Annotated in this window: 21 protein-coding genes; 16 read left to right on the top strand and 5 right to left on the bottom strand. The window is 70.7% G+C overall.

Going from position 1 to position 22,700, the window contains the following annotated elements; translation table 11 throughout:
- Positions 1-2 precede the first annotated feature (2 nt).
- The gene (locus tag OHS70_RS03485) at positions 3-968 is read left to right on the top strand and encodes a GlxA family transcriptional regulator (RefSeq protein ID WP_328393512.1); all 966 of its coding nucleotides are present in this window, start codon (positions 3-5) and stop codon (positions 966-968) included.
- Between the two features lie 117 nt (positions 969-1,085).
- The gene (locus tag OHS70_RS03480; RefSeq protein WP_328393510.1) at positions 1,086-1,721 is read left to right on the top strand and encodes a DJ-1/PfpI family protein; all 636 of its coding nucleotides are present in this window, start codon (positions 1,086-1,088) and stop codon (positions 1,719-1,721) included.
- Positions 1,722-1,733: 12 nt separating this feature from the next.
- Here the strand turns inward: OHS70_RS03480 and OHS70_RS03475 are convergent, their stop codons facing one another.
- A complete protein-coding gene (locus OHS70_RS03475) occupies positions 1,734-2,528 on the bottom strand; it encodes an enoyl-CoA hydratase/isomerase family protein (RefSeq protein ID WP_328393508.1) in 795 nt (264 codons plus the stop codon).
- Between the two features lie 290 nt (positions 2,529-2,818).
- Between OHS70_RS03475 and OHS70_RS03470 the strand changes: the two genes are divergently transcribed.
- Entirely contained in the window at positions 2,819-3,295 is a 477-nt protein-coding gene (locus OHS70_RS03470; protein WP_328393506.1) for an ATP-binding protein, read from the top strand.
- Between the two features lie 32 nt (positions 3,296-3,327).
- Here OHS70_RS03470 and idi read toward each other — a convergent pair whose 3' ends face one another.
- From idi to galE, 4 genes are all read right to left on the bottom strand, one after another.
- Entirely contained in the window at positions 3,328-3,921 is a 594-nt protein-coding gene (gene idi, locus OHS70_RS03465; RefSeq protein WP_328393505.1) for an isopentenyl-diphosphate Delta-isomerase, read from the bottom strand.
- A gap of 133 nt (positions 3,922-4,054) precedes the next feature.
- Positions 4,055-5,302, bottom strand: coding sequence for a bifunctional class I SAM-dependent methyltransferase/N-acetyltransferase (locus OHS70_RS03460; RefSeq protein ID WP_328393503.1), 1,248 nt, complete (start codon positions 5,300-5,302; stop codon positions 4,055-4,057).
- A 254-nt stretch (positions 5,303-5,556) separates the two neighbouring features.
- Positions 5,557-6,498 (bottom strand): cation diffusion facilitator family transporter, encoded by a 942-nt coding sequence (locus OHS70_RS03455; protein ID WP_328393501.1) that lies wholly within the window; start codon positions 6,496-6,498, stop codon positions 5,557-5,559.
- 145 nt (positions 6,499-6,643) lie between these two features.
- Positions 6,644-7,624, bottom strand: a complete 981-nt coding sequence (galE, locus tag OHS70_RS03450) for a UDP-glucose 4-epimerase GalE (protein WP_328393499.1) — start codon at positions 7,622-7,624, stop codon at positions 6,644-6,646.
- Positions 7,625-7,993: 369 nt separating this feature from the next.
- On the opposite strand from galE, the gene OHS70_RS03445 reads away from it, so the two are divergent.
- The 13 genes from OHS70_RS03445 to OHS70_RS03385 all read left to right on the top strand — a co-directional run bounded on the left by OHS70_RS03445 (position 7,994) and on the right by OHS70_RS03385 (position 22,700).
- A complete protein-coding gene (locus OHS70_RS03445; protein ID WP_328405383.1) occupies positions 7,994-9,808 on the top strand; it encodes a DUF5941 domain-containing protein in 1,815 nt (604 codons plus the stop codon).
- A complete protein-coding gene (locus tag OHS70_RS03440; RefSeq protein WP_328393497.1) occupies positions 9,805-10,554 on the top strand; it encodes a phosphocholine cytidylyltransferase family protein in 750 nt (249 codons plus the stop codon). The genes OHS70_RS03445 and OHS70_RS03440 overlap by 4 nt, the downstream gene beginning before the upstream one ends.
- Positions 10,542-11,603 (top strand): iron-containing alcohol dehydrogenase family protein, encoded by a 1,062-nt coding sequence (locus OHS70_RS03435; RefSeq protein ID WP_328393495.1) that lies wholly within the window; start codon positions 10,542-10,544, stop codon positions 11,601-11,603. The genes OHS70_RS03440 and OHS70_RS03435 overlap by 13 nt, the downstream gene beginning before the upstream one ends.
- On the top strand, positions 11,581-12,360 hold the full coding sequence (locus OHS70_RS03430) for a CDP-alcohol phosphatidyltransferase family protein (protein ID WP_328393493.1): 780 nt from the start codon (positions 11,581-11,583) through the stop codon (positions 12,358-12,360). The genes OHS70_RS03435 and OHS70_RS03430 overlap by 23 nt, the downstream gene beginning before the upstream one ends.
- A gap of 29 nt (positions 12,361-12,389) precedes the next feature.
- Positions 12,390-13,262: a glycosyltransferase family 2 protein gene (locus OHS70_RS03425; RefSeq protein WP_328405381.1), complete on the top strand. Its 873-nt coding sequence runs from the start codon at positions 12,390-12,392 to the stop codon at positions 13,260-13,262.
- Positions 13,263-13,333: 71 nt separating this feature from the next.
- Positions 13,334-14,263 carry an ABC transporter permease gene (locus OHS70_RS03420; RefSeq protein WP_328393491.1) on the top strand — a complete coding sequence of 310 codons (930 nt, stop codon included), beginning with the start codon at positions 13,334-13,336 and terminating at the stop codon, positions 14,261-14,263.
- On the top strand, positions 14,256-15,062 hold the full coding sequence (locus OHS70_RS03415; protein WP_328393489.1) for an ABC transporter ATP-binding protein: 807 nt from the start codon (positions 14,256-14,258) through the stop codon (positions 15,060-15,062). Before OHS70_RS03420 ends, OHS70_RS03415 begins: the two co-directional genes overlap by 8 nt.
- A 369-nt stretch (positions 15,063-15,431) precedes the next feature.
- Entirely contained in the window at positions 15,432-16,343 is a 912-nt protein-coding gene (gene hpnC, locus OHS70_RS03410; protein WP_328393487.1) for a squalene synthase HpnC, read from the top strand.
- Positions 16,344-16,351: 8 nt separating this feature from the next.
- Positions 16,352-17,290, top strand: coding sequence for a presqualene diphosphate synthase HpnD (gene hpnD, locus OHS70_RS03405; RefSeq protein WP_328393485.1), 939 nt, complete (start codon positions 16,352-16,354; stop codon positions 17,288-17,290).
- Between the two features lie 85 nt (positions 17,291-17,375).
- A complete protein-coding gene (hpnE, locus tag OHS70_RS03400) occupies positions 17,376-18,761 on the top strand; it encodes a hydroxysqualene dehydroxylase HpnE (protein WP_328393483.1) in 1,386 nt (461 codons plus the stop codon).
- A 26-nt stretch (positions 18,762-18,787) separates the two neighbouring features.
- The gene (locus OHS70_RS03395; RefSeq protein ID WP_443062723.1) at positions 18,788-19,885 is read left to right on the top strand and encodes a polyprenyl synthetase family protein; all 1,098 of its coding nucleotides are present in this window, start codon (positions 18,788-18,790) and stop codon (positions 19,883-19,885) included.
- 110 nt (positions 19,886-19,995) lie between these two features.
- Positions 19,996-22,047 (top strand): squalene--hopene cyclase, encoded by a 2,052-nt coding sequence (gene shc / locus OHS70_RS03390; protein ID WP_328393481.1) that lies wholly within the window; start codon positions 19,996-19,998, stop codon positions 22,045-22,047.
- A complete protein-coding gene (locus OHS70_RS03385; protein ID WP_328393479.1) occupies positions 22,047-22,700 on the top strand; it encodes a phosphorylase family protein in 654 nt (217 codons plus the stop codon). The genes shc and OHS70_RS03385 overlap by 1 nt, the downstream gene beginning before the upstream one ends.

Genomic DNA, 22,700 nt, shown 5'->3' with positions numbered 1-22,700 from the left:
GCATGACACAGCGACGCCCCCTGCTCGTCGTCCTCTTCGACGGCGTGCAGAGCCTGGACGTGACCGGCCCCGTGGAGGTGTTCGCGGGAGCGGGCCAGGCCGTCGGCGATCCCGGCGCCTACCCGATCCGTACCGCATCACCCGACGGGTCGCCCGTCCGTACGCACAGCGGACTCACCCTCGTGCCCGACTGCTCGCTGGCCGACGCCGAGGTGCCCCACACCCTGCTCGTCCCGGGTGGTCGCGGCACCAGGACCCCGGACCCTCGGCTCGTCGACTGGCTGCGCGAGCACGCCGACGACGTCGAACGGATCGTGTCCGTGTGCACCGGAGCCGCGCTGCTCGCCGCTGCCGGGCTGCTCGACGGCCGCCGTGCCACCACCCACTGGGCGTACTGCGACCATCTGGCCCGGGCGCACCCCGCCGTCGAGGTCGACGCGGACCCGATCTTCGTACGCGACGGGAAGATCGCCACATCCGCCGGAGTCACCGCGGGAATCGACCTTGCCCTCGCCCTGGTCGAGGAGGACCTCGGCCGCGACACGGCCCTCACCGTCGCCCGCCATCTCGTCGTCTTTCTGCGCCGCCCGGGCAACCAGGCACAGTTCAGCGCGCAGCTGGCGGCCCAGACCGCACAGCGCGAACCGCTGCGCGAGGTGCAGCACTGGATCACCGAGCACCCCGCCGGCGATCTCTCGGTCGACGCGCTCGCGCAGCGCGCCCGGCTCTCGCCGCGCCACTTCGCCCGTGCCTTCCAGGCGGAGACCGGCATGACACCGGGGCGCTACGTCGAACGCGTGCGGCTCCAGCACGCCCGGCGTCTGCTGGAGGAGACCGGCCACGGCGTCGAAGAGGTCTCACGCGCCTCCGGTTACGGCACACCCGAGGCGATGCGCCGCGCCTTCGTCAAAGTCCTCGGCGCCGCGCCCGCCGAGTACCGCCGCCGATTCCGCGCACCCGTCAACTGACACCGGTCCCACCGACACCGGTCCCACCGACACCGGTCCCACCGAGGTCCCACCGACACCGATCCCACCGAGGTCCCACCGACACCGATCCCGGTGACATCGATCGAAAGAGGAACCATGCAGATCGCGATCCTGCTCTACGACCGCTTCACCTCGCTCGACGCCGTCGGACCCTACGAGCTGCTGGCCCGGCTGCCCGGCGCCGAGACGGTCTTCGTCGCCGATCGGACCGGCCCGGTACCCAACGACCAGGGCAGCCTCAGCCTCGTCGCCGAGCGCACCATCGCCGAGGTGCAGGCCCCGGACATCGTCCTGGTCCCCGGCGGCCCCGGCGCACGCCAGGCGATGCACGACGAAACCTTGCTCGACTGGCTCCGAGCGGCCGATGCCGCCAGCACCTGGACCACCTCCGTGTGCACGGGGTCGCTGGTGCTCGGCGGTGCCGGGCTGCTCAAGGGCCGCCGCGCCACCTCGCACTGGCTGGCCCTGGACGACCTCGTGCCGCTGGGCGCGGAACCGACGGGGGAGCGTGTCGTCTTCGACGGCAAGTACGTCACGGCCGCGGGGGTCTCGTCCGGGATCGACATGGCGCTGCACCTGCTCGGCCGCATCGGCGGCGACGAGGTCGCCCAGACGGTTCAGCTGCTGACCGAGTACGACCCGCAGCCGCCGTACGACGCCGGCTCCCCGGACAAGGCGCCCGCCGAGATCGTCTCCAAGTGGCGTACGCAGGCGGGAAGGGTCACGAGCTGACCGGACGCGGCCTCACACGGACCGCTCTCCGCGAGATCCCACGGACCACTCGAAGCGCGGCGTACGCCGTTCCAGGAAGGCGGCGACCCCCTCCGCGGTGTCGCCGCTGCCGCGCGCCTGTTCCGTCCAGTACGCGTCCCGGTCGGTGCGCCCCGCCGCGAACTCCTTTGCCGCGCACTGGGTGAGCTGCGATCGCGTGGTGAGGATCCGGGTGAACTCCGCGGCCCGCTTGCCGAGCTCCGGGGCCGGCAGCACCTCGTCCACCAGCCCGGTGCGCAGCGCCCGCTCCGCATCGATCAACTCACCCGAGAAGAGCAGATACTTGGCGGTGGCCGGCCCCACCAGCGCGGCCAGCCGCCGGGTGGAGGCCGCCGGATAGACGATGCCGAGCTTCGCCGGCGTCACGCCGAACAGCGCGTCCTGGGCCGCGAACCGCAGGTCGCAGGCGGCGGCGAGCTGGCTTCCGCCGCCGACGCAGTAGCCGCGTACGACGGCCAGCGTCGGCTTCGGGAACGCGGCCAGCGCCTCCTCTGCGCCCACCGCCAGCGCCTGCGGGTCCACGCCGGGGCCACGCAGCGAGGAGATGTCGGCGCCCGCGCAGAACGTGTCGCCCGAACCGGTCAGCACCAGCACCCGCACCGAGGGATCGGCGGCCAACTCGTCGAGCAGCCCGGGCAGTGACGACCACATGCCGGCGGTCATCGCGTTGCGCTTGGCGGGATTGCTGATCACCACTGTGGCGACACCGTTCTCGACGGTGTGCGTCAGCTGCGGCTCGGAAGGCGTGGTCGGCGCGGAGGGCTCCATGCGCCGGATGCTATCCGTCAGGGCCGGACCAACGATCAAGGAGGGGTACGGCGAGGAGGCACCAGGGGAGTCTCTGCGAGCGGAAAAAACGATCGATACGGCAAAGCGGACAGAAGCAGATCAAAGTCAGCTGCACTACTGACGCTGTCATACGCGTCCGATCGGAAAGCGTCGATAGGCGCTGAATTCTGATCGGCGGTTCGGTACGGACCAACCGACTGCCAACACTTGTTACTCGAAGGTCAGTGGCACGGGCCAGTGGCCGACGAGCCGAGGGTGGGTGCCGGACTATGGAGAGCCGCGGGAGCGTGCCGGCCAGGCCGCTGTCGTACGAGGGCGTCTGGCGTTTCACCGCCCCGGCGGTCGACGTCTCCGTTCCGCAGGCCCGCCACGCCGTACGAGATCTGATCGGCCGGCAGCGGGTACCGATGCATGACGATCTCGTCCAGGGGTTGCTGGTGATCGTCTCCGAGCTGGTCACCAACGCCGTGAAGCATGCGGCCCTGCTCTCGCCCGAGGTCGCCGTCGAGGTGGCCATCGGCGCGCACTGGGTGCGGGTGTCCGTGGCGGACAACCACCCCTACCGGCCCAAGGCGCTCGAGACCGACTACGCCCAGACGGGCGGGCGGGGCCTGCTTCTCGTCCGCGAGATCACCCGCGAGTCCGGCGGCAGCTGCGACGTCGAGCACACCGCGAGCGGCGGCAAGATCATCTGGGCCGAGCTGCCGCTCGCTCCGGTGCACACCAGCGGCGCGGCGCCGGTCTGACCGCCGCGCCGCCGCCGCACCGGGGGCGGGGCTCACCAGCCCACGGACGGACCCGTCAGCTCCTTGATCGCGGGCCGTGCCGCGTCCAGCACCGTCATGAACCACGCCGAGAACACGGCCTGCTCATGGCGCTCCGCGAGCTCCTTCGGCGTCACGAAGGCCGTTTCGCCGATCTCTGCGGGATCCGGCCGCAGCGGCGCCTGCACCATTCCGACGAAGAGGTGGTTGAACTCCTGCTCGACCAGGCCCGACTCGGGATCCGGATGGTTGTAGCGGACGGTGCCGGCCTCCGCGAGGAGCGAGGGCGAGATTCCCAGCTCCTCGTACGTACGCCGGGCGGCGGCCGCGAACGGCGCCTCGCCCGGGTACGGGTGACCGCAGCAGGTGTTCGACCACACTCCGGGGGAGTGGTACTTGCCGGGCGCCCGGCGCTGCAGCAGGAGCCGCCCGTGCTCGTCGAAGAGGAACACCGAGAAGGCGCGGTGCAGCTGACCGGGCGCCTGATGCGCGGCGAGCTTCTCCGCGGTGCCGATGGTGTTGCCCTGTGCGTCGACCAGCTCGAGCAGGATCGCTTGTGACGTGCCGTTCGACGAGCTGTTCGCCGTGACGGCTGGAGTGATCGGCATACCCATCCTTCGCATCGGTCCTCGGCCCTGACAGGCCTGTCCAGTCTGCCGTACAGAAGCAGCTTGTCCGCACTTCGGCGACTCGGCATGTCCGCCCCGTCGAGCGACGTCGCCGACGGGGCGGACATACACGTCAGACCCCGAAGGCGGCCGGACAGCGGATGGTTCCCCCTGGCACGTCCCGCGATCCGTCGAGTACCAGGGCCATCAGCGCCTCGTCGGGTACGTCGAAAGTTGGCCGGATTCCGTACCGTGAGGCCCGCTCGAAACCGAATCGCGGGTAGTACTCCGGATGCCCCAGCACGACAGCCAGCCGCTCACCGCGGGCCCTGGCCGCGTCCAGCACCGCACGCACGACGGCCTGGCCCGCACCCCGGCGCTGGTGGTCGGGCGCCGTCGCGACCGGGCCGAGCGCGAGCGCGGGTGAGTCACCCACCCGGCACCGCGTGAGCAGGGCGTGCGCCGCCACTGTGCCGTCCGCAGCCTCGGCCACGTAAGAGAGGCCGGGCAGCCAGGCCTCGCCGTCCAGGCGCAGCGCGTCCACCAGGGCCGCCTCCTCGGCTGTCGGGAAGGCCGCGGCGTTGAGCTCGCGCACCGCCGGGATGTCGGCCGCCCTCTCGGGCCGGGTACGCCAGTGCACATCGGCCGGGCGCAGCACGTAGCCGGTGTAGCCGTACTCCGACCCGTGCTCCTCGCGCATGGCGATCTCCGCCCGGGTGGCGGCGAGCGCCTGGTCCATGCCGGGGGCCGCCGGATCAGCGGCGGCGGCCCGCTCGCCCAGCGGAAGGTAGTACTCCTGCCAGTCGCTCTCCGGCTGCCGGTACACGCCGCGCACCGTGCAGCCCGCGGCGACCGCGGCGGCGCAGTTCTCGGCCGTCGTACGCAGCGGATAGTGCAGGTCCCAGAAGGCGCGTGCGTCGGCCGAGGGATGCTCGGCCGTCCACTCGCACTCGGTCAGGACCAGAGCACCACCGGGCCCCAGCAGCCGTTGCCACTGCCGCAGAGCGGTGTCGAAGCCGATGCTGTAGACGGAGCTCTCGGCCCAGACGAGGTCGAACGAGCTGTCGGGGAAAGGGAGCTCGCCCATGTCGGCGCGGACCGTGCGGACGGCATCGCCGAGCCCACGGGCGTCGGCGGCCTGCCGCAGCTCGTCGAGGAAGGGTTCGTGCAGATCGACCGCGGTCACCCGCGCAGCGGCCTCGGCGGCCAGCAGCAGCGCGGACCGGCCGGGACCGCAGCCCAGATCCAGGACACGCGGACGGACGGGCACCGGGCCGGCCAGGTCGAGCAGCCGGCGCGAGGTGGCATCGGAGCCGGGGCCCTGGCGCGGCAGACCCTGGTGCAGGGTGAAGAAAGCGTCGTGGAGAGTGTTGTCGGACAACGTGAAACCCTTGAGTGTGAGAGGGCTCCGGCCGACGGGCGAGATCGGATCAGTGAGGACGCGATCGGATCAGGGCCGGTGGGGAGCCCGGAGGCAGAGGGAGGACCGGGTGCTGCGCGAGGCAGGGGGCACCACCACGCCGCAGGCGTAGGGGGACCTCACCGCGGCGGTCATCAACCTCAGCTCCTCTCAGGGGGACGGGACCCGAACGGTCCCGACGTGTTCCCGGCGCAGACCCTAACAGCCGCATCACCTCAGTGGCAGAGCTTTGCCTCGTGCTCCGCGTGCCCGACGGGCTCCAGCTGGAACGTGCAGTGCTCGACGTCGAAGTGATGACCGAGGCAGCCCTGCAGATCGTGCAGCAGCTTCTCGTGCCCCACCGCGTCCAGCACGTCCTGGGTCACCACCACATGTGCGGAAAGCACCGGCATCCCCGAAGTGATCGTCCAGGCATGCAGATCGTGCACGTCCTCCACACCGGGCAGTGCCAGTATGTGTTCGCGGACCTCGGCCATGTCGACGCCCTTGGGCGCCGCCTCCAGCAGGACGTTCAGCGTCTCGCGCAGCAGCTTCCAGGTACGCGGCACGATCATCAGGCCGATGACCAAGGAGGCGATCGGGTCCGCCGCCTGCCAGCCGGTCGCGATGATGATCGCGGCGGACACCAGCACCGTCAGCGAGCCGAGCGTGTCCGCGAGCACCTCCAGATAGGCGCCGCGCACATTGAGGCTTTCCTTCTGCCCCCGCACCAGCAACGACAGCGAGACCATGTTGGCCACCAGGCCGACCAGGGCGAAGACGACCGTGAGACCGCCGCGGGTGTCGGCCGGGTTGATGAACCGGTCGACCGCCTCGAAGAGCAGATAGCCGCCCACGACGAGCAGGAGCAGACAGTTGGCGAGTGCCGCGAGGATCTCGGCACGCGCGTACCCGAACGTGCGGTTCGCCGTGGCAGGCCGGCCCGCGAAGTGAATCGCGAGCAGTGCCATCGCGAGTCCGACCGCGTCCGTCGCCATGTGCGCGGCGTCGGCGATCAGAGCGAGCGAATCGGCCAGCACACCGCCGACGACCTCCAGCACCATCACGCCGAGCGTGATGGCGAGCGCGATCCGCAGCCGTCCCTTGTAGGCCGCGGCCGCTGTACCGGTCGGCGGCGGGCCGCCGTGCGCGTGCCCGTGGTCGTGCCCAGCCCCCATGAAGCTGCCTCCCGCAATCGTCGGACGTGGTCTCCCGGCACGTGCAGTGAACTACGGGTGGGGGGTATGGGGCAACACGGGACTGAACACCGTTGTCATGTGCTCTGACCTGCGGAAATGATCGCAGGTCAGAGCGTCGGGAAGATCACGCGGCGGCGTCGGGGTGCCGGAGCAGCCAGCCCTCCCAGGCCGACGCGACCATGTCGCGCACATCGTGCGAGGCCGTCCAGCCCAGCTCCTTGGAGATCAGTTCGACCGAGGCGACCGCGCGGGCGGCGTCGCCGGCCCTCCGCGGCTCGACCACCGGATCGAGGCGGTGGCCGGTCACCTCGCCCACCAGATCGGCGAGCTCCCGCACCGAGACACCCACCCCGCGGCCGATGTTCACCGTCAGGTCGCCGGTGGCGTCCGGCTCGGTGAGCCGGCGGGCGACGGCGAGATGGGCGTCGGCCAGATCCGACACATGGATGTAGTCCCGGATGCAGGTGCCGTCCGGCGTCGGATAGTCGGCGCCGAAGATCCTGGGCGCCTCGCCGCGGGTGATCCGGTCGAAGAACATGGGGATGATGTTGAACACCCCCGTGTCGGACAGCTCGGGGGTGGCCGCGCCCGCCACGTTGAAGTAGCGCAGGCAGGCGGTCGGCAGTCCGTGCGCGCGGCCTGTCGACCGCACCAGCCACTCCCCGGCGAGCTTGGTCTCCCCGTACGGGTTGATCGGCTCGCACGGCGCGCTCTCCGGGATGAGATCCAGTTCGGGCACCCCGTACACGGCGGCCGACGAGGAGAACAGGAACCGCTGGACACCGGCCTCGACCACCGCGTCCAGCAGGACGGTCAGACCGTGCACATTCTCCCGGTAGTACGTCAGCGGCCGCTCCACTGACTCCCCGACCTGCTTCTTCGCCGCGAGATGTACGACACCTGTGACCTCGTGCTCGGCGAGGGTGCGCGCGACCGTCCGCGCGTCGAGCACCGATCCGCGTACCAGTGGGATCGAGTCCGGCAGCCGCTCGGGAATCCCGGTGGAGATGTCGTCGAGCACGACGACCCGCTCCCCGGCCGCCGCCATGGCGTGCGCCACATGTGCGCCGATGTATCCCGCTCCGCCTGTGATCAGCCAAGTCATGTCGGCCACCCTAGGGCCTTCCTTCCGGATCTTGCCGGGCTCCTGTGTCCTGGCTCTCCCACAGCCCTCGGCGCGGGTGGTGCCCCCGCACCGGACCCTGCTCGCTGATCCGGCCCGATCCGGCCTGATCAGGAAGAAAGGCCCTGGCGGACGGGGCAAGGACCTACGCGCCGACCGGCCTTCCCGAGGTCCGCGGTTTGGAGGGCGGGGTGGTGATCGAGGATGATGATTCCGGCGGGCCGCCAGGGCGTAAACGGCTGGTGAACTCCTGCTTCCATTCATCCGATAGCCTCTGCCGACGTGCCGCCGCCCGGGGACCGGGCCGAGCCGCCGTGCTCTTGCACCGTCAGCTCCAAGGAGTGAGTTCGTCTGTCGACCGCCATCCTCACCGGTCCGCCCGTGCCCGGATCGTCGCTCGAGGGCGATCTGCGGTCGCTTGGGTTTGACGTACGCGTCGCCTCCGGCGCCGAGGACACCGCCGCCCTGATCGCCGCCGTACCCGCAGGCGACCGGGTCGCCGTCGTGGACCCCCGCTTCGTTGGGCATGTCCACGCCCTCCGTCTCGGGCTGACCGATCCCCGTTTCGACGCCGCCGCCGTCACCGGCGCGCTGACCGTCCAGCCGCAGGCCCGCCAGGCCCTGACCGATGCCGTGCGCACGGTCTGCGCCCATGTGCCGGCCGGCGCCGCTCCTGCTGGTGCCGACGGTCTCGTGGACACCGTGGCCGAGGCGCTGGTCACAGAGGGCACCGTGGTGCACCGGCCCGAGCTGGGCCGGCTGGTCGCTGCCGTACCCACCGACGCGCAGGAACGCCACCAGGCTCGTGCCGAGGTCGAGGCCGTGGACGAGGAGGCCGTACGGCTGCGCTCGGCGGTCAAGGCCCGCGACGGCTTCTTCACCACGTTCTGCATCAGCCCGTACTCGCGTTACATCGCCCGCTGGTGCGCCCGGCGCGGACTGACCCCGAACCAGGTCACCACCGCCTCGCTGCTCACGGCGCTGATCGCGGCCGGCTGCGCCGCGACAGGGACCCGCGGCGGCTACATCGCAGCAGGCCTGCTGCTGCTCTTCTCCTTCGTCCTTGACTGCACCGACGGGCAGCTCGCCCGCTACTCCCTGCAGTACTCGACGATGGGCGCCTGGCTGGACGCCACGTTCGACCGCGCCAAGGAGTACGCGTTCTATGCGGGCCTCGCCCTCGGGGCCGCCCGCAACGGCGACGACGTATGGGCGCTCGCCCTCGCGGCGATGATCCTGCAGACCTGCCGGCACATCGTCGACTTCTCCTTCAACGAGGCGAACCACGACGCGACCGCGAACACGAGTCCGACCGCTGCCCTGTCCAGCAAGCTGGACAGCGTCGGCTGGACGGTGTGGGTGCGCCGGATGATAGTGCTGCCGATCGGCGAACGCTGGGCCATGATCGCCGTGCTCACCGCCGTGACCAGCCCCCGGATCGTCTTCTACGCGCTCCTCGTCGGCTGCTCGCTGGCCGCCTGCTACACCACCGCGGGCCGTGTTCTGCGCTCGCTCACCCGCAAGGCGCACCGCACGGACCGTGCCGCGCAGGCGCTCGCGGACCTCGCCGACTCCGGCCTGCTCGCCGAGACGGTCGCCCACGCCGCCGCGTCACGCGTGAGAGGGCTGCCGGGCCTGATACCCCTCGCGTCGGCCGTGGCCGGCGGTGCCGCCCTGGTGGCGACCGCGGCCTTCACCGGCTTCGGCACCGTCTGGCCCGTCCTCGCGGCTCTTGTGTACATCATCACTTCCGGCATCGCCGTCGCCAGGCCCCTCAAGGGCGCCCTCGACTGGCTCGTCCCCCCGGTGCTGCGGGCCGCCGAATACTGCACGATCCTCGCCCTCGCGGCCCACGCGGAGGTGAACGGGGCACTTCCGGCAGCTTTCGGGCTGGTGGCCGCCGTCGCCTACCATCACTACGACACGGTGTACCGCATTCGCGGTGGCACGGGCGCGCCGCCGCGCCGGCTGGTGCGCGCCATCGGCGGGCACGAGGGGCGGGTCCTGGCAGTCGCACTGCTGGCCTTCCTGACCGACAGCACAGATTTCACCATCGCGCTGGCGGCCCTGGCCGTGGCCGTGGCTCTCGTGGTGCTCGTCGAGAGCACCCGCTTCTGGGTGTCCTCGCAGGCACCCGCCGTACATGACGAAGGAGAACCCGCATGATCGGCCTCGTACTGGCAGCCGGAGCCGGACGCCGTCTGCGCCCCTACACCGACACGCTTCCGAAGGCCCTCGTGCCCGTGGATCCCGCGGGAGACGGTTCCAGCACGGTCCTGGACCTGACGCTCGGCAACTTCGCCGAGATCGGGCTCACCGAGGTGGCCATCGTCGTCGGCTACCGCAAGGAGGCCGTGTACGAGCGCAAGGCCGCCCTCGAGTCGAGGTACGGGCTGAAGCTCACCCTCATCGACAACGACAAGGCCGAGGAGTGGAACAACGCCTACTCCCTGTGGTGCGCGCGTGACGTCCTCAAGGAGGGTGTGATCCTCGCCAACGGCGACACCGTGCACCCCGTGTCCGTCGAGCGCACCCTGCTGGACGCCCGCGGAGACGGCCGGAAGATCATCCTCGCCCTCGACACGGTGAAGCACCTCGCCGACGAGGAGATGAAGGTCATCACCGATGGCGACAAGGGCGTGTCGCGCATCACCAAGCTGATGGACCCGGCCACCGCCACCGGCGAGTACATCGGCGTCACCCTCATCGAGCCCGAGGCCGCGGCCGCCCTCGCCGACGCGCTGAAGGCCACCTTCGAGCGGGACCCCGACCTCTACTACGAGGACGGCTACCAGGAGCTGGTGAACCGCGGCTTCCGTATCGACGTCGCCCCCATCGGCGACGTCAAGTGGGTCGAGATCGACAACCACGACGACCTCGCGAAGGGCCGTGAGATCGCGTGCCAGTACTGACCCGGCTCATCCCGTCCCCGGTCGTCGTCGACATCAGCTGCGGGGCGCTTGACAACCTGGCCGGCGTCCTGGCCGACCAGAGGATCTCCGCCTCCGGCAAGCTGGCGTTCGCGGTCAGCGGCGGCTCGGGGAAGGCGCTGCGCGAGCGGCTCTCCCCGATGCTGCCGGGCGCGGACTGGTACGAGGTCGGCGACGGCACGATCGACTCGGCGGTCAAACTCGCCGACGACATCAAGGGAAGCCGGTACGACGCGGTCGTCGGCCTCGGCGGCGGCAAGATCATCGATGTGGCGAAGTACGCCGCGGCCCGCGTCGGCCTCCCGATGGCCGCCGTCGCGACGAACCTCGCGCACGACGGACTGTGCTCGCCGATCTCCATCCTGGACAACGACAACGGCCGCGGCTCCTACGGTGTCCCCTCGCCCATCGCCATGGTCATCGACCTCGACGTGGTCCGTGACGCCCCCGTCCGTTTCGTCCGCTCCGGCATCGGCGACGCGATCTCCAACATCTCGGCGATCGCGGACTGGGAGCTCGCCCACCGCGTCAAGGGCGAGCCGGTCGACGGCCTCGCCGCGGCCATGGCCCGCACCGCGGGCCAGTCCGTACTGCGCCACCCCGGCGGCATCGGTGACGACGAGTTCCTCACCGTGCTCGCCGAGGCACTCGTGCTCTCCGGCATCGCCATGTCGATCAGCGGCGACTCCCGGCCCTCCTCCGGCGCCTGCCACGAGATCAGCCACGCCTTCGACCTGCTCTACCCCAAGCGTGCCGCGAGCCACGGCGAGCAGGTCGGCCTCGGTGCCGCGTTCGCGATGCATCTGCGCGGAGCTCACGAGGACTCGGCCCTCTTCGCCGAGGTGCTGCGCAGACACGGACTGCCGGTGCTGCCCGAGGAGATCGGGTTCTCCCCGGACGAGTTCGTCCGGGCCGTGGAGTACGCACCGCAGACCCGCCCGGGGCGTTTCACCGTCCTCGAGCACCTCGACCTCACCAACGACCAGATCAGGGACGCGTACGCCGACTATGCCAAGACCATCCGTAGCTGAACTCCGCCCGGTCGTGCACCCGGCCGGTGTCAAGGACCGGCGTAGCGGTGAGCACTGGGGCGGCCGCCTGTACATGCGCGAGATCTCCCTGCGCATCACCCGCGTCCTGGTCGGCACCAAGGTCACGCCGAACCAGCTGACCTACCTGATGACCCTCGCGGGTGTGCTGGCCGCCCCGGCGCTGCTGGTACCGGGCATATGGGGTGCCGTCCTCGCCGTGGTGATGGTTCAGCTCTACCTGCTGCTCGACTGCGTGGACGGCGAGGTCGCCCGCTGGAAGAAGCAGTACTCCCTTTCCGGCGTGTACCTGGACCGGGTCGGCGCCTATCTGTGCGACGCGGCGGTCCTGGTCGGCTTCGGCCTGCGCGCCGCGGACCCGTGGGGCAGCGGGCGGATCGACTGGTTGTGGGCTTTCCTGGGCACCCTCGCCGCCCTCGGCGCGATCCTGATCAAGGCCGAGACCGACCTGGTCGGCGTCGCCCGGCACCAGGCCGGGATGGAGCCGGTCAAGGAAGCAGCGGCCGAGCCGCGCTCGTCCGGTATGGCGCTCGCCCGCCGGGCCGCCGCCGCGCTCAAGTTCCACCGGCTGGTCCTCGGCATCGAGGCATCTCTGCTCATCCTCGTGCTGGCCGCCCTCGACCAGGCTCGGGGCGATCTCTTCTTCACCCGCCTGGGTGTCGCCGTGCTGGCCGGTATCGCGCTGCTGCAGACGGTGCTGCACCTGATCTCCGTCCTCGCGTCGAGCAGGCTGAAGTGACGCCGCTCATGAAGGCACCGGTGAAGCCGATGAAGCTGGGCGCGGTCATCATCACGATGGGCACCCGGCCCGACGAGCTGCGTGCCCTGCTCGAGTCGGTCGCCCGGCAGGACGGAGACCGGATCGAGGTCGTCGTCGTCGGAAACGGCGCCGAGGTCAGGGGTCTGCCCGAGGGCGTGCGCACCGTGACGCTGCCCGAGAACCTGGGCATCCCCGGCGGCCGCAACGTCGGCATCGAGGCCTTCGGCCCGTCCGGTTCCGACGTCGACGCCCTGCTGTTCCTCGACGACGACGGACTGCTGCCGAACTCCGACACGGCGCAGCTGGTCCGCGAGGCCTTCGAGGCCGACCCGGAGCTGGGCATCGTCAGCTTCCGCATCGCCGATCCGGAGACCGGGCTCACCCAGCGCCGCCACGTCCCGCGGCTGCGCGCCTCCGACCCGATGCGCTCCTCTCGCGTGACCACCTTCCTGGGCGGCGCGAACGCGGTGCGGACCAAGGTCATCGCCGAGGTCGGCGGCCTTCCCGACGAGTTCTTCTACGCGCACGAGGAGACCGACCTCGCCTGGCGTGCACTGGATGCCGGCTGGGCGATCGACTACCGCGCGGACATGGTGCTGTTCCACCCGACGCTGCCGCCGTCCCGGCACGCGGTGTACCACCGGATGGTGGCCCGCAACCGCGTCTGGGTCGCCCGGCGCAACCTGCCGGCGCCGCTGGTCCCCGTCTACCTCGGCGTGTGGATGCTGCTCACCCTGGTGCGGCGCCCGTCGCTGCCCGCGCTCAAGGCGTGGTTCGCAGGCTTCCGCGAAGGCCTGCGCACGCCCTGCGGACCGCGCCGGCCCATGAAGTGGCGTACTGTGTGGCGGCTCACCCGGCTGGGCCGACCTCCTGTCATCTGACAAGCTCGGTTCTGAGAGCATCGGGGGCGCTCCCGAAATGCCGCGCATCTTGGACACGAAAGTTTCAACTTGTGAGTGACACAACCCATGACGGTGCCATCGCGATGAGCCCCACGCCATCGCCCGACGACGGCCTGTCTCCGGCACAGCTCGCCGCCAAGTACGGCCTGTCGGTGAGCGGTGCCCGCCCGGGCCTGTTCGAGTACGTCCGGCAGCTCTGGGGCAGGCGCCACTTCATCCTGGCCTTCTCCCAGGCAAAGCTGACCGCCCAGTACAGCCAGGCCAAGCTCGGGCAGCTCTGGCAGGTGGCGACCCCGCTGCTGAACGCCCTGGTCTACTTCCTGATCTTCGGGCTGATCCTGAAGGCGAACCGGGGCATGCCGACGAGCATCTACGTCCCCTTCCTGGTGACGGGTGTGTTCGTCTTCACCTTCACCCAGAGCTCCGTCATGGCCGGTGTCCGGGCGATCGCGGGCAATCTGGGCCTTGTGCGCGCACTGCACTTCCCGCGTGCCTCGCTGCCGGTCTCCTTCGCGCTCCAGCAGCTCCAGCAGCTGCTGTTCTCCATGATCGTGCTGGTGGTCATCGTGGTCGCGTTCGGCAGCTTCCCCACGTGGTCCTGGTTCCTGGTCCTACCCGCCCTCGCGCTGCAGTTCGTGTTCAACACGGGGCTCGCGCTGATCATGGCGCGGCTGGGGTCGAAGACGCCTGACCTGGCCCAGCTGATGCCGTTCGTCATGCGTACCTGGATGTACGCCTCGGGTGTCATGTTCTCCATCCCGATCATGCTCGCCGACCGGCCGGCCTGGATCGCCGACGTCCTGATGTACAACCCGGCGGCCATCTACATGGACCTCGTCCGGTTCGCCCTGATCGACGGATACGGGTCCTCGAACCTGCCCTCGCACGTCTGGGCGGCGGGCCTGGGGTGGGCGGCCCTGATCGGCTGTGCGGGCTTTGTGTACTTCTGGAAGGCTGAGGAGCGCTACGGCCGTGGCTGAGAACAAGAACGACCGGCCGGACGTGAACGCCGCCGCACGCGTCCCCACGGTCATCGCGGACAACGTCCACATCGTCTACCGCGTCAACGCGGGCCGCGGCGGCAAGGGCAGTGCCACGGCCGCGCTCAGCCGGATGGTCCGCCGGAACAAGGGCGAGTCCCGGGGCGTGCGCAAGGTGCACGCCGTGCGCGGCGTCTCCTTCACCGCTTATCGCGGTGAGGCGATCGGTCTGATCGGTACCAACGGTTCCGGCAAGTCCACCCTGCTGCGGGCCATCGCCGGCCTGCTGCCGACCGAGAGCGGCAAGGTCTACACCGATGGCCAGCCCTCACTGCTCGGCGTCAATGCCGCTCTGATGAACGATCTGACCGGAGAGCGCAACGTCATACTCGGCGGCCTGGCCATGGGTATGTCGCGCGAGGAGATCCGCGAGCGCTACCAGGGAATCGTCGACTTCTCGGGGATCAACGAGAAGGGCGATTTCATCACCCTCCCCATGCGCACGTACTCCTCCGGCATGGCGGCCAGGCTCCGGTTCTCCATCGCGGCCGCGAAGAACCACGATGTGCTGATGATCGACGAGGCGCTGGCCACGGGCGACCGCCGCTTCCAGATCCGTTCGGAGCAGCGCATCCGTGAGCTGCGCAAGGAGGCAGGCACGGTCTTCCTGGTCAGTCACAGCAACAAGTCGATCAGGGACACCTGCGACCGCGTTCTGTGGCTGGAGAAGGGCGAGCTGTTGATGGACGGTCCGACCGACGAGGTCATCAAGGCGTACGAGAAGGAGACCGGCAAGTAGCCCGGTCCCGCGCTCGGTGCCGGTGGACCCCTGCCGCCGCTCAGCGGCGCCAGGGGCCTTCGGCCTCAACCCCTGTGGAGCCGGGGGCGGTTGGGAGAACTGCGTTCCATGGGGCAGGAACGCGTCGCACCCTGACGTGTCGTTCGGTGTTGTACAACGTAAGCTGGAGCGGTGCTGAATTGCGGAGAACGGGGCGAAACCCCCTAGGCATCCCGTCCGTCAGGCGATCACCCCCGAGTCGGGACGACCGGCGGCGTGTCCGAAATAGGATGTATTGGGTCGGCAGTGTAGAACGGGAGATGTGACGGCCATGACGGAAACTCTCCAGCTCCGCGAAAACGTTGCCGTCCCCGCAGCGGGCAGCGGGCAGTGACAGGCGTCCGCCAGTCGCGTCCCCAGGCGCCTGCCCGTGCCACCCTCGACAAGGCCGCGGACGAGAACTTCCCCGTCGCCCCCTTCTTTCTGCCCCGCGCTTGGCGCCAGGATCTGAAGGCCGTCTACGGCTACGCGCGGCTCGTCGACGACATCGGCGACGGCGACCTCTCTCCCGGTGGCGCCGATGCCCGGCATCTCGGCGTCGAACCCGAGCACGCCGAGGACCCGGCCGTCCTGCTCGACGCCTTCGAGGCCGATCTGTGCCGCGTCTTCGACGGCACGCCGCGCCACCCGCTCCTGCTGGCGCTGCAGCCGACCGTCCGCCGCTGCTCGCTCACCCCGGAGCCGTTCCTCGGCCTGATCGCCGCCAACCGGCAGGACCAGCTGGTCCGGCGCTACGAAACCTGGGACGACCTGCTCGCCTACTGCAGGCTGTCGGCCAACCCCGTCGGCCGGCTGGTGCTGCAGATCACCGGCACCGCCAGCCCCGAACGGCTGCGCCGCTCCGACTCCGTGTGCACCGGTCTGCAGATCGTCGAGCATCTCCAGGACGTGGTCGAGGACCTCGGACGCGACCGGATCTATCTGCCCGCCGAGGACATGAAGCGCTTCCAGGTCACCGAGGCGGATCTCACCGCGGCCACGGGCAGCGCATCAGTGCGCGCACTGATCGCCCACGAGGCCGAGCGCGCCGGTGAGCTGCTGGATGAGGGCACCTTTCTGGTGGGCAGCGTCCACGGCCGACTCCGGCTTCTGCTGGCCGGATTTGTGGGCGGTGGGCGCGCCGCTCTCACTGCGATCGCCGCGGCCGGACATGATGTGCTGCCCGGACCGCCCAAGGCCGCCACATCGGATGTGCTGCGTGAAGCGGGTGCTGTCCTGCGACGAGCGCGTGGAGAGAGGTGAGCCGGACGATGGAGGGACCCATCCAGCTGTCCGCGCCTGTTCAGGCCGCCTACAGCTACTGCGAGGCCGTCACCGGCCACCAGGCACGTAACTTCGCCTACGGCATCCGTCTGCTGCCCGCCGGCAAGCGCCAGGCCATGTCGGCGCTCTACGCCTTCTCCCGGCGCATCGACGACATCGGTGACGGCAAGCTCGCATCGGATGCCAAGCGGGGCAGGCTCGAGGAGACCCGGGAGCTGCTCGGACGCATCAGACGCAACGCCGTCGACCAGGACGACACCGACCCGGTCGCCGTCGCGCTCGCGGACGCCGCGCAGCGCTTCCCGGTGCCGCTGGGCGGGCTCGACGAACTCATCGACGGCGTGCTGATGGACGTACGCGGCAAGACGTACGAGACCTGGGACGACCTCAAGGTCTACTGCCGGTGCGTCGCGGGAGCGATCGGACGGCTCTCCCTCGGCGTGTTCGGCACCCTGCCCGCCGCGCGCGGCGCCGAGCGCGCCTCCGAGTACGCCGACACGCTCGGTCTCGCACTCCAACTCACCAACATCCTCAGGGACGTTCGCGAGGACGCCGAGGGCGGGCGGATGTATCTGCCCGCCGACGACCTCGCCAAGTTCGGTTGCGGCGCGGGCTTCCACGGCGCCACCCCGCCACCGGGCTCCGACTTCGCGGGCCTGGTCCATTTCGAAGTGCGGCGCGCCCGCGCCCTGTTCACCGAGGGCTACCGGCTGCTGCCCATGCTCGACCGGCGCAGCGGCGCCTGTGTCGCCGCCATGGCGGGCATCTACCGAAGGCTGCTCGACCGCATCGAGCGCGACCCTGATGCGGTCCTGCGCGGCCGGGTCTCCCTGCCCGGACGCGAGAAGGCGTATGTCGCCGTGCGCGGCCTGTCCGGCCTCGACGCCCGGCATGTCAGCCGGCAGTCCTTCAGGGGGCGGGTGTGACGAACTGCGCCTGCATCCACGGCCGGTGGGCAGCCCTGACCCACCCGTCCACGTCCGCGACTGCGGTGGCTCGAAGGGAGATCGCATGCCGGACCACTCCATGACGCCGCGGCACGCGGTGGTCGTCGGCGGCGGACTCGCCGGTGTCACAGCGGCCCTCCGGCTCGCCGACGAGGGCGTCCATGTCACCCTCACCGAGGGCCGGCCCCGCCTCGGCGGCCTCGCGTTCTCCTTCCGCCGCGGCAGCCTCACCGTGGACAACGGCCAGCACGTGTACCTGCGATGCTGCACCGCCTACCGCTGGTTCCTCGACCGGGTCGACGGCGCCGCACTCGCGCCCCTGCAGCGCCGTCTCGACGTACCCGTCCTGGACGTGGCCGCCCCCCACGGCCCCCGGCTCGGACGGCTGCGCCGCAGTGCGCTGCCCGTACCCCTGCACCTGGCCGCGAGCCTCGCCGGCTATCCGCACCTCTCGCTCGCCGAGCGGGCGGGTGTGGGCCGCGCCGCCCTGGCCCTGGGCAGGCTCGACCCGGCCGACCCGGCACTCGACGGCATCGACTTCGCCACCTGGCTCGGCCGCCACGGCCAGTCACGGCGCGCCATCGAAGCCCTGTGGGACCTCGTCGGCGTGGCCACCCTCAACGCCACCGCGGCCAACGCCTCGATGGGGCTCGCCGCGATGGTCTTCAAGACCGGTCTGCTCTCCGAGCCGGGCGCCGCCGACATCGGCTGGGCGCGTGTCCCCCTCGGCGAGCTGCACGACACGCTGGCCCGCAAGGCGCTCGACAGCGCCGGTGTACGCACCGAACTGTCCACCCGCGTCCGTGAGATCACCCGTGGCGAGGGCGGACGCTGGCACGTGGACGTCGACGGCGAGCGGCTGGACGCGGACACCGTCGTACTCGCCGTGCCCCAGCGCGAGGCCCATGCCCTGCTGCCCGACGGCGCGCTGGAGGACCCCGACCGACTCCTCGACATCGGCGCCGCGCCCATCCTCAACATCCATGTGCTCTACGACCGCAAGGTGCTGCGCCGGCCGTTCTTCGCCGCGCTCGGCACCCCCGTGCAGTGGGTCTTCGACCGCACCGACGCCTCCGGACTGGGAGAGGGCCAGTACCTGGCCCTCTCCCAGTCCGCCGCCCAGGACGAGATCGACGCACCCGTCGCCGAGCTCCGCGGGCGCTATCTGACCGAGCTGGAGCGACTGCTGCCCGCCGCGCGCGGCGCCGAGGTACGCGACTTCTTCGTCACCCGGGAGCGGGCGGCGACCTTCGCGCCCTCCCCGGGCGTCGGCCGGCTGCGGCCCGGCGCCCGCACCCGCCTGCCCGGTCTGTACCTGGCCGGAGCGTGGACCGCCACCGGCTGGCCCGCGACCATGGAGAGTGCCGTGCGCAGCGGATTCACCGCAGCGGGCGCCGCACTCTCGGCGCTCGGCCGCCCCCATGAACATCCGCTCAAGGAGGCGGTGTGAGCACCAGTACTGGAACCAGAGGAGAGATCGTGCCGACAGTGCCCTCGGCGGAAACCGCTGAAGACACCGCACACAGCCCAGGTGACGTGCCGAACACGGACATCCACGCGTTGCTGGAGCGCGGCAGGACCCTGTCCACACCGGTGCTGCGTGCCGCGGTGGACCGCTTGGCCCCGCCCATGGACACCGTCGCCGCCTACCATTTCGGCTGGATCGACGCATATGGGCGGCCCGCCGAGGGCGACGGCGGCAAGGCCGTACGCCCCGCGCTCGCGCTGCTGTCCGCCGAGGCTGCCGGTGCGGCACCCGAGGTCGGCATCCCCGGCGCGGTCGCGGTCGAGCTGGTGCACAACTTCTCGTTGCTGCACGACGACCTGATGGACGGTGACGAACAGCGCCGCCACCGCGACACGGTGTGGAAGGTGCACGGACCCGCCCAGGCCATCCTGGTCGGCGACGCGCTCTTCGCGCTGGCCAACGAGGTGCTGCTGGAGCTCGGCACCGTCGAGGCCGGCCGCGCGACCCGCCGGCTGACCACCGCCAGCCGCAAGCTGATCGACGGTCAGGCCCAGGACATCTCCTACGAGCACCGCGAGCGGGTCACCGTCGAGGAGTGCCTGGAGATGGAGGGCAACAAGACCGGCGCGCTGCTGGCCTGCGCCGTCTCCATCGGCGCGGTGCTCGGCGGCGCCGACGACCGCACCGCAGACACCCTCGAGGCCTACGGCTACCACCTCGGTCTCGCCTTCCAGGCCGTCGACGATCTGCTGGGCATCTGGGGCGACCCGGTCGCCACCGGCAAGCAGACCTGGAGCGACCTGCGCCAGCGCAAGAAGTCCCTGCCGGTCGTCGCCGCCCTCGCCGCCGGAGGCCCGGCATCACGACGTCTCGGCGAACTGCTCGCCGCGGACGCCAAGAGCCATGACTTCGACACCTTCTCCGAGACGGAGTTCGCCACCAGGGCGGCCCTGATCGAGGAGGCGGGCGGCCGCGAGTGGACCTCCCAGGAGGCCCGCCGGCAGCATGCCGTCGCGATCGAGGCCCTCAGCCGAGTCGACATGCCGGAACGTATCCGCGCGCAGTTCGTCGCACTCGCGGACTTCGTCGTCGTACGAAAGAGATGATCACCATCACCCGCTCGATATGAATCGCAGTCGCCGGCCGGTGACCGACATCGTCACCGGCCGACGGCCACCCCAGCACAGCAGAGATCCACTGCAACGAAGGGGAAGCCATGACAGCGACGACCGACGGAAGCAGCGGGTCCTCGGGGACCCGTGCCCCCGCGGCCACTGAATCGACCGACACACGGTCCGCACTCGTCCAGGCGCCGGACGACATCCATGAGGCCGCGCGGCGCGCCGCAGAACGCTCGAGCGCCTATCTGCTCGCCCGGCAGGACGCCGAAGGCTGGTGGAAGGGCGACCTCGAGACCAATGTGAGCATGGACGCCGAGGATCTGCTGCTGCGTCAGTTCCTCGGGATCCAGGACGCCCGCACCACCGACGCAGCCGCGCGGTTCATCCGGGGACAGCAGCGTGAGGACGGCACCTGGGCCACCTTTTTCGGCGGCCCCGGCGAACTGTCCGCCACCATCGAGGCCTACGTCGCCCTGCGGCTCGCCGGCGACCGGCCCGACGACCCGCACATGGCACGGGCCTCCGCCTGGGTCCGCAAGCACGGGGGGATCGCCGCCGGCCGGGTCTTCACCCGGATCTGGCTCGCGCTCTTCGGCTGGTGGAAGTGGGAGGACCTCCCCGAACTGCCGCCCGAGCTGATCTTCCTGCCCACCTGGGCGCCCCTGAACATCTACGACTTCGGCTGCTGGGCACGGCAGACCATCGTTCCACTGACGGTCGTCTCGGCCAAGCGGCCGGTGCGCCCCGCCCCGTTCCCGCTCGACGAACTGCACACCGATCCGAAGACGCCGAATCCCCCCAAGCGCCTCGCACCTGCCGCGAGTTGGGACGGCTTCTTCCAGCGGGCCGACAAGGCGCTGCGCCTCTACCACAAGGTTGCACCGCGCCGGCTGCGCCGAGCGGCCATGAACACCGCAGCCCGCTGGATCGTCGAGCGGCAGGAGAACGACGGCTGCTGGGGCGGCATTCAGCCGCCGGCCGTGTACTCGGTCATTGCGCTCCATCTGCTCGGCTACGACCTGAAGCATCCCGTGATGCGCGCCGGCCTCGAGTCGCTGGACCGTTTCGCGGTCTGGAGCGAGCGGGACGGCCGTCCCGTCCGCATGATCGAGGCCTGCCAGTCCCCGGTCTGGGACACCTGCCTCGCCACCATCGCGCTCGCCGACGCCGGCCTGCCGGGCGACCATCCGGCCCTGGTCAAGGCCGCGGACTGGATGCTCGGCGAGCAGGTCGTGCGGCCCGGCGACTGGTCGGTACGCAGGCCAGGCCTGTCGCCGGGCGGCTGGGCGTTCGAGTTCCACAACGACAACTACCCGGACATCGACGACACGGCCGAGGTGGTCCTTGCCCTGCGCCGGGTGAAGCACCCGCACCCCGCGCAGGTCGATGCCGCGGTGGAACGCGGGGTGCGCTGGAATCTCGGCATGCAGTCCGCCAACGGTGCCTGGGGCGCGTTCGACGCCGACAACACCAGCGCCTTCCCCAACCGGCTGCCGTTCTGCGACTTCGGCGAGGTGATCGACCCGCCGTCCGCGGACGTCACCGCGCATGTCGTGGAGATGCTGGCGTGGGAGGGCAAGGCCCATCATCCACGTACTCGCCGTGGTATTCGGTGGCTGCTCACCGAACAGGAGGCCAACGGCGCCTGGTTCGGCCGCTGGGGCGTCAACTTCATTTACGGCACAGGGTCGGTGGTGCCCGCTCTCACCGCCGCCGGGTTGCCGCCCTCGCACCCCGCGATCCGCCGCGCCGTCCGCTGGCTCGAATCCGTGCAGAACGACGACGGCGGCTGGGGCGAGGACCTGCGCTCGTACCTTCCCCAGGGACATCGTCCTGGGGGGACCCCGATGGAGAGCTGGATCGGACATGGCACGTCCACCGCTTCCCAGACGGCCTGGGCCCTGCTCGCGCTGCTGGCGGCGGGGGAGCGGGACAGCAAAGCGGTCGAGCGCGGGATCGTCTGGCTCGCCGGGACCCAGCGCGAGGACGGCTCCTGGGACGAGCCGTATTTCACCGGTACCGGATTCCCCTGGGACTTCTCCATCAACTACCACCTGTACCGGCAGGTCTTCCCGCTGACGGCGCTCGGCCGGTACGCGCACGGCGAGCCGTCCGCCGACCGTTCGGCCACCCGCAAGGGGGGCTGATGCCGGACCCCGTGGAGCCCTCCGGCTCCGCCGCGCCGCTGCTGATCGCCTGCGCGCTCGGCATCGAGAAGATCGCCCTGCGCACCGGCGACCACAGCGGCGCGCGCGGCCAGGTCACCGTCCTGCGCACCGGGATGGGGCCGGTCTGCGCCGAACGGGCGCTGCGCGCCGCCTGCGGCGACGGCCCCCTGCGGGAGGCGGCCGTGATCGCCTCCGGCTTCTGCGCGGGGCTCGCACCGGGAATGCACCCGGGCGATCTCGTGGTCGCCGACCGGACCCGGCTCGCCACCGCGCACACCCCCTGCACCGCAACCGAACTGCTGGTCAAGGCGGTGTCCAGGGCGCTGCCCGGCCGCACGGTCCACACCGGACTGCTGGCCGGCACCGACCATGTCGTGCGCGGACACGAGCGGACCGAGCTGCGCGCCACCGGCGCCATCGCGGCGGACATGGAATCGGCCGCCACCCTCAGCAGCGCCCTGAGCGCCGGTCCGCGTCCGGTTGCGGCCGTCCGAGTGGTCGTGGACGCTCCTGAGCACGAACTGGTCCGTATCGGCACGGTGCGCGGTGGAATATCAGCCTTCCGCGTTCTTCGCGCCGTACTTCCCGCGTTCTTCGAATGGCACCGTTCTTTGCTGCTCCCCAGGAGGTGA

Source organism: Streptomyces sp. NBC_00390 (assembly GCF_036057275.1).
Lineage (GTDB): Bacteria > Actinomycetota > Actinomycetes > Streptomycetales > Streptomycetaceae > Streptomyces.
The sequence above is the reverse complement of the archived record's forward strand: the minus strand, read 5'-3'. Positions and strand labels throughout refer to the sequence as shown.

What these genes read in the sequence shown, in the direction of transcription:
- OHS70_RS03455 (WP_328393501.1), bottom strand. Translation starts at nt 6,498, where the DNA reads ATGGGGGCTGGGCACGACCACGGGCACGCGCACGGCGGCCCGCCGCCG.
- OHS70_RS03485 (WP_328393512.1), top strand. Translation starts at nt 3, where the DNA reads ATGACACAGCGACGCCCCCTGCTCGTCGTCCTCTTCGACGGCGTGCAG.
- shc (WP_328393481.1), top strand. Translation starts at nt 19,996, where the DNA reads ATGACAGCGACGACCGACGGAAGCAGCGGGTCCTCGGGGACCCGTGCC.
- OHS70_RS03475 (WP_328393508.1), bottom strand. Translation starts at nt 2,528, where the DNA reads ATGGAGCCCTCCGCGCCGACCACGCCTTCCGAGCCGCAGCTGACGCAC.
- OHS70_RS03430 (WP_328393493.1), top strand. Translation starts at nt 11,581, where the DNA reads ATGCCAAGACCATCCGTAGCTGAACTCCGCCCGGTCGTGCACCCGGCC.
- OHS70_RS03470 (WP_328393506.1), top strand. Translation starts at nt 2,819, where the DNA reads ATGGAGAGCCGCGGGAGCGTGCCGGCCAGGCCGCTGTCGTACGAGGGC.
- idi (WP_328393505.1), bottom strand. Translation starts at nt 3,921, where the DNA reads ATGCCGATCACTCCAGCCGTCACGGCGAACAGCTCGTCGAACGGCACG.
- galE (WP_328393499.1), bottom strand. Translation starts at nt 7,624, where the DNA reads ATGACTTGGCTGATCACAGGCGGAGCGGGATACATCGGCGCACATGTG.
- OHS70_RS03440 (WP_328393497.1), top strand. Translation starts at nt 9,805, where the DNA reads ATGATCGGCCTCGTACTGGCAGCCGGAGCCGGACGCCGTCTGCGCCCC.
- hpnD (WP_328393485.1), top strand. Translation starts at nt 16,352, where the DNA reads ATGGAGGGACCCATCCAGCTGTCCGCGCCTGTTCAGGCCGCCTACAGC.
- hpnE (WP_328393483.1), top strand. Translation starts at nt 17,376, where the DNA reads ATGCCGGACCACTCCATGACGCCGCGGCACGCGGTGGTCGTCGGCGGC.
- OHS70_RS03385 (WP_328393479.1), top strand. Translation starts at nt 22,047, where the DNA reads ATGCCGGACCCCGTGGAGCCCTCCGGCTCCGCCGCGCCGCTGCTGATC.
- OHS70_RS03425 (WP_328405381.1), top strand. Translation starts at nt 12,390, where the DNA reads ATGAAGCTGGGCGCGGTCATCATCACGATGGGCACCCGGCCCGACGAG.
- OHS70_RS03480 (WP_328393510.1), top strand. Translation starts at nt 1,086, where the DNA reads ATGCAGATCGCGATCCTGCTCTACGACCGCTTCACCTCGCTCGACGCC.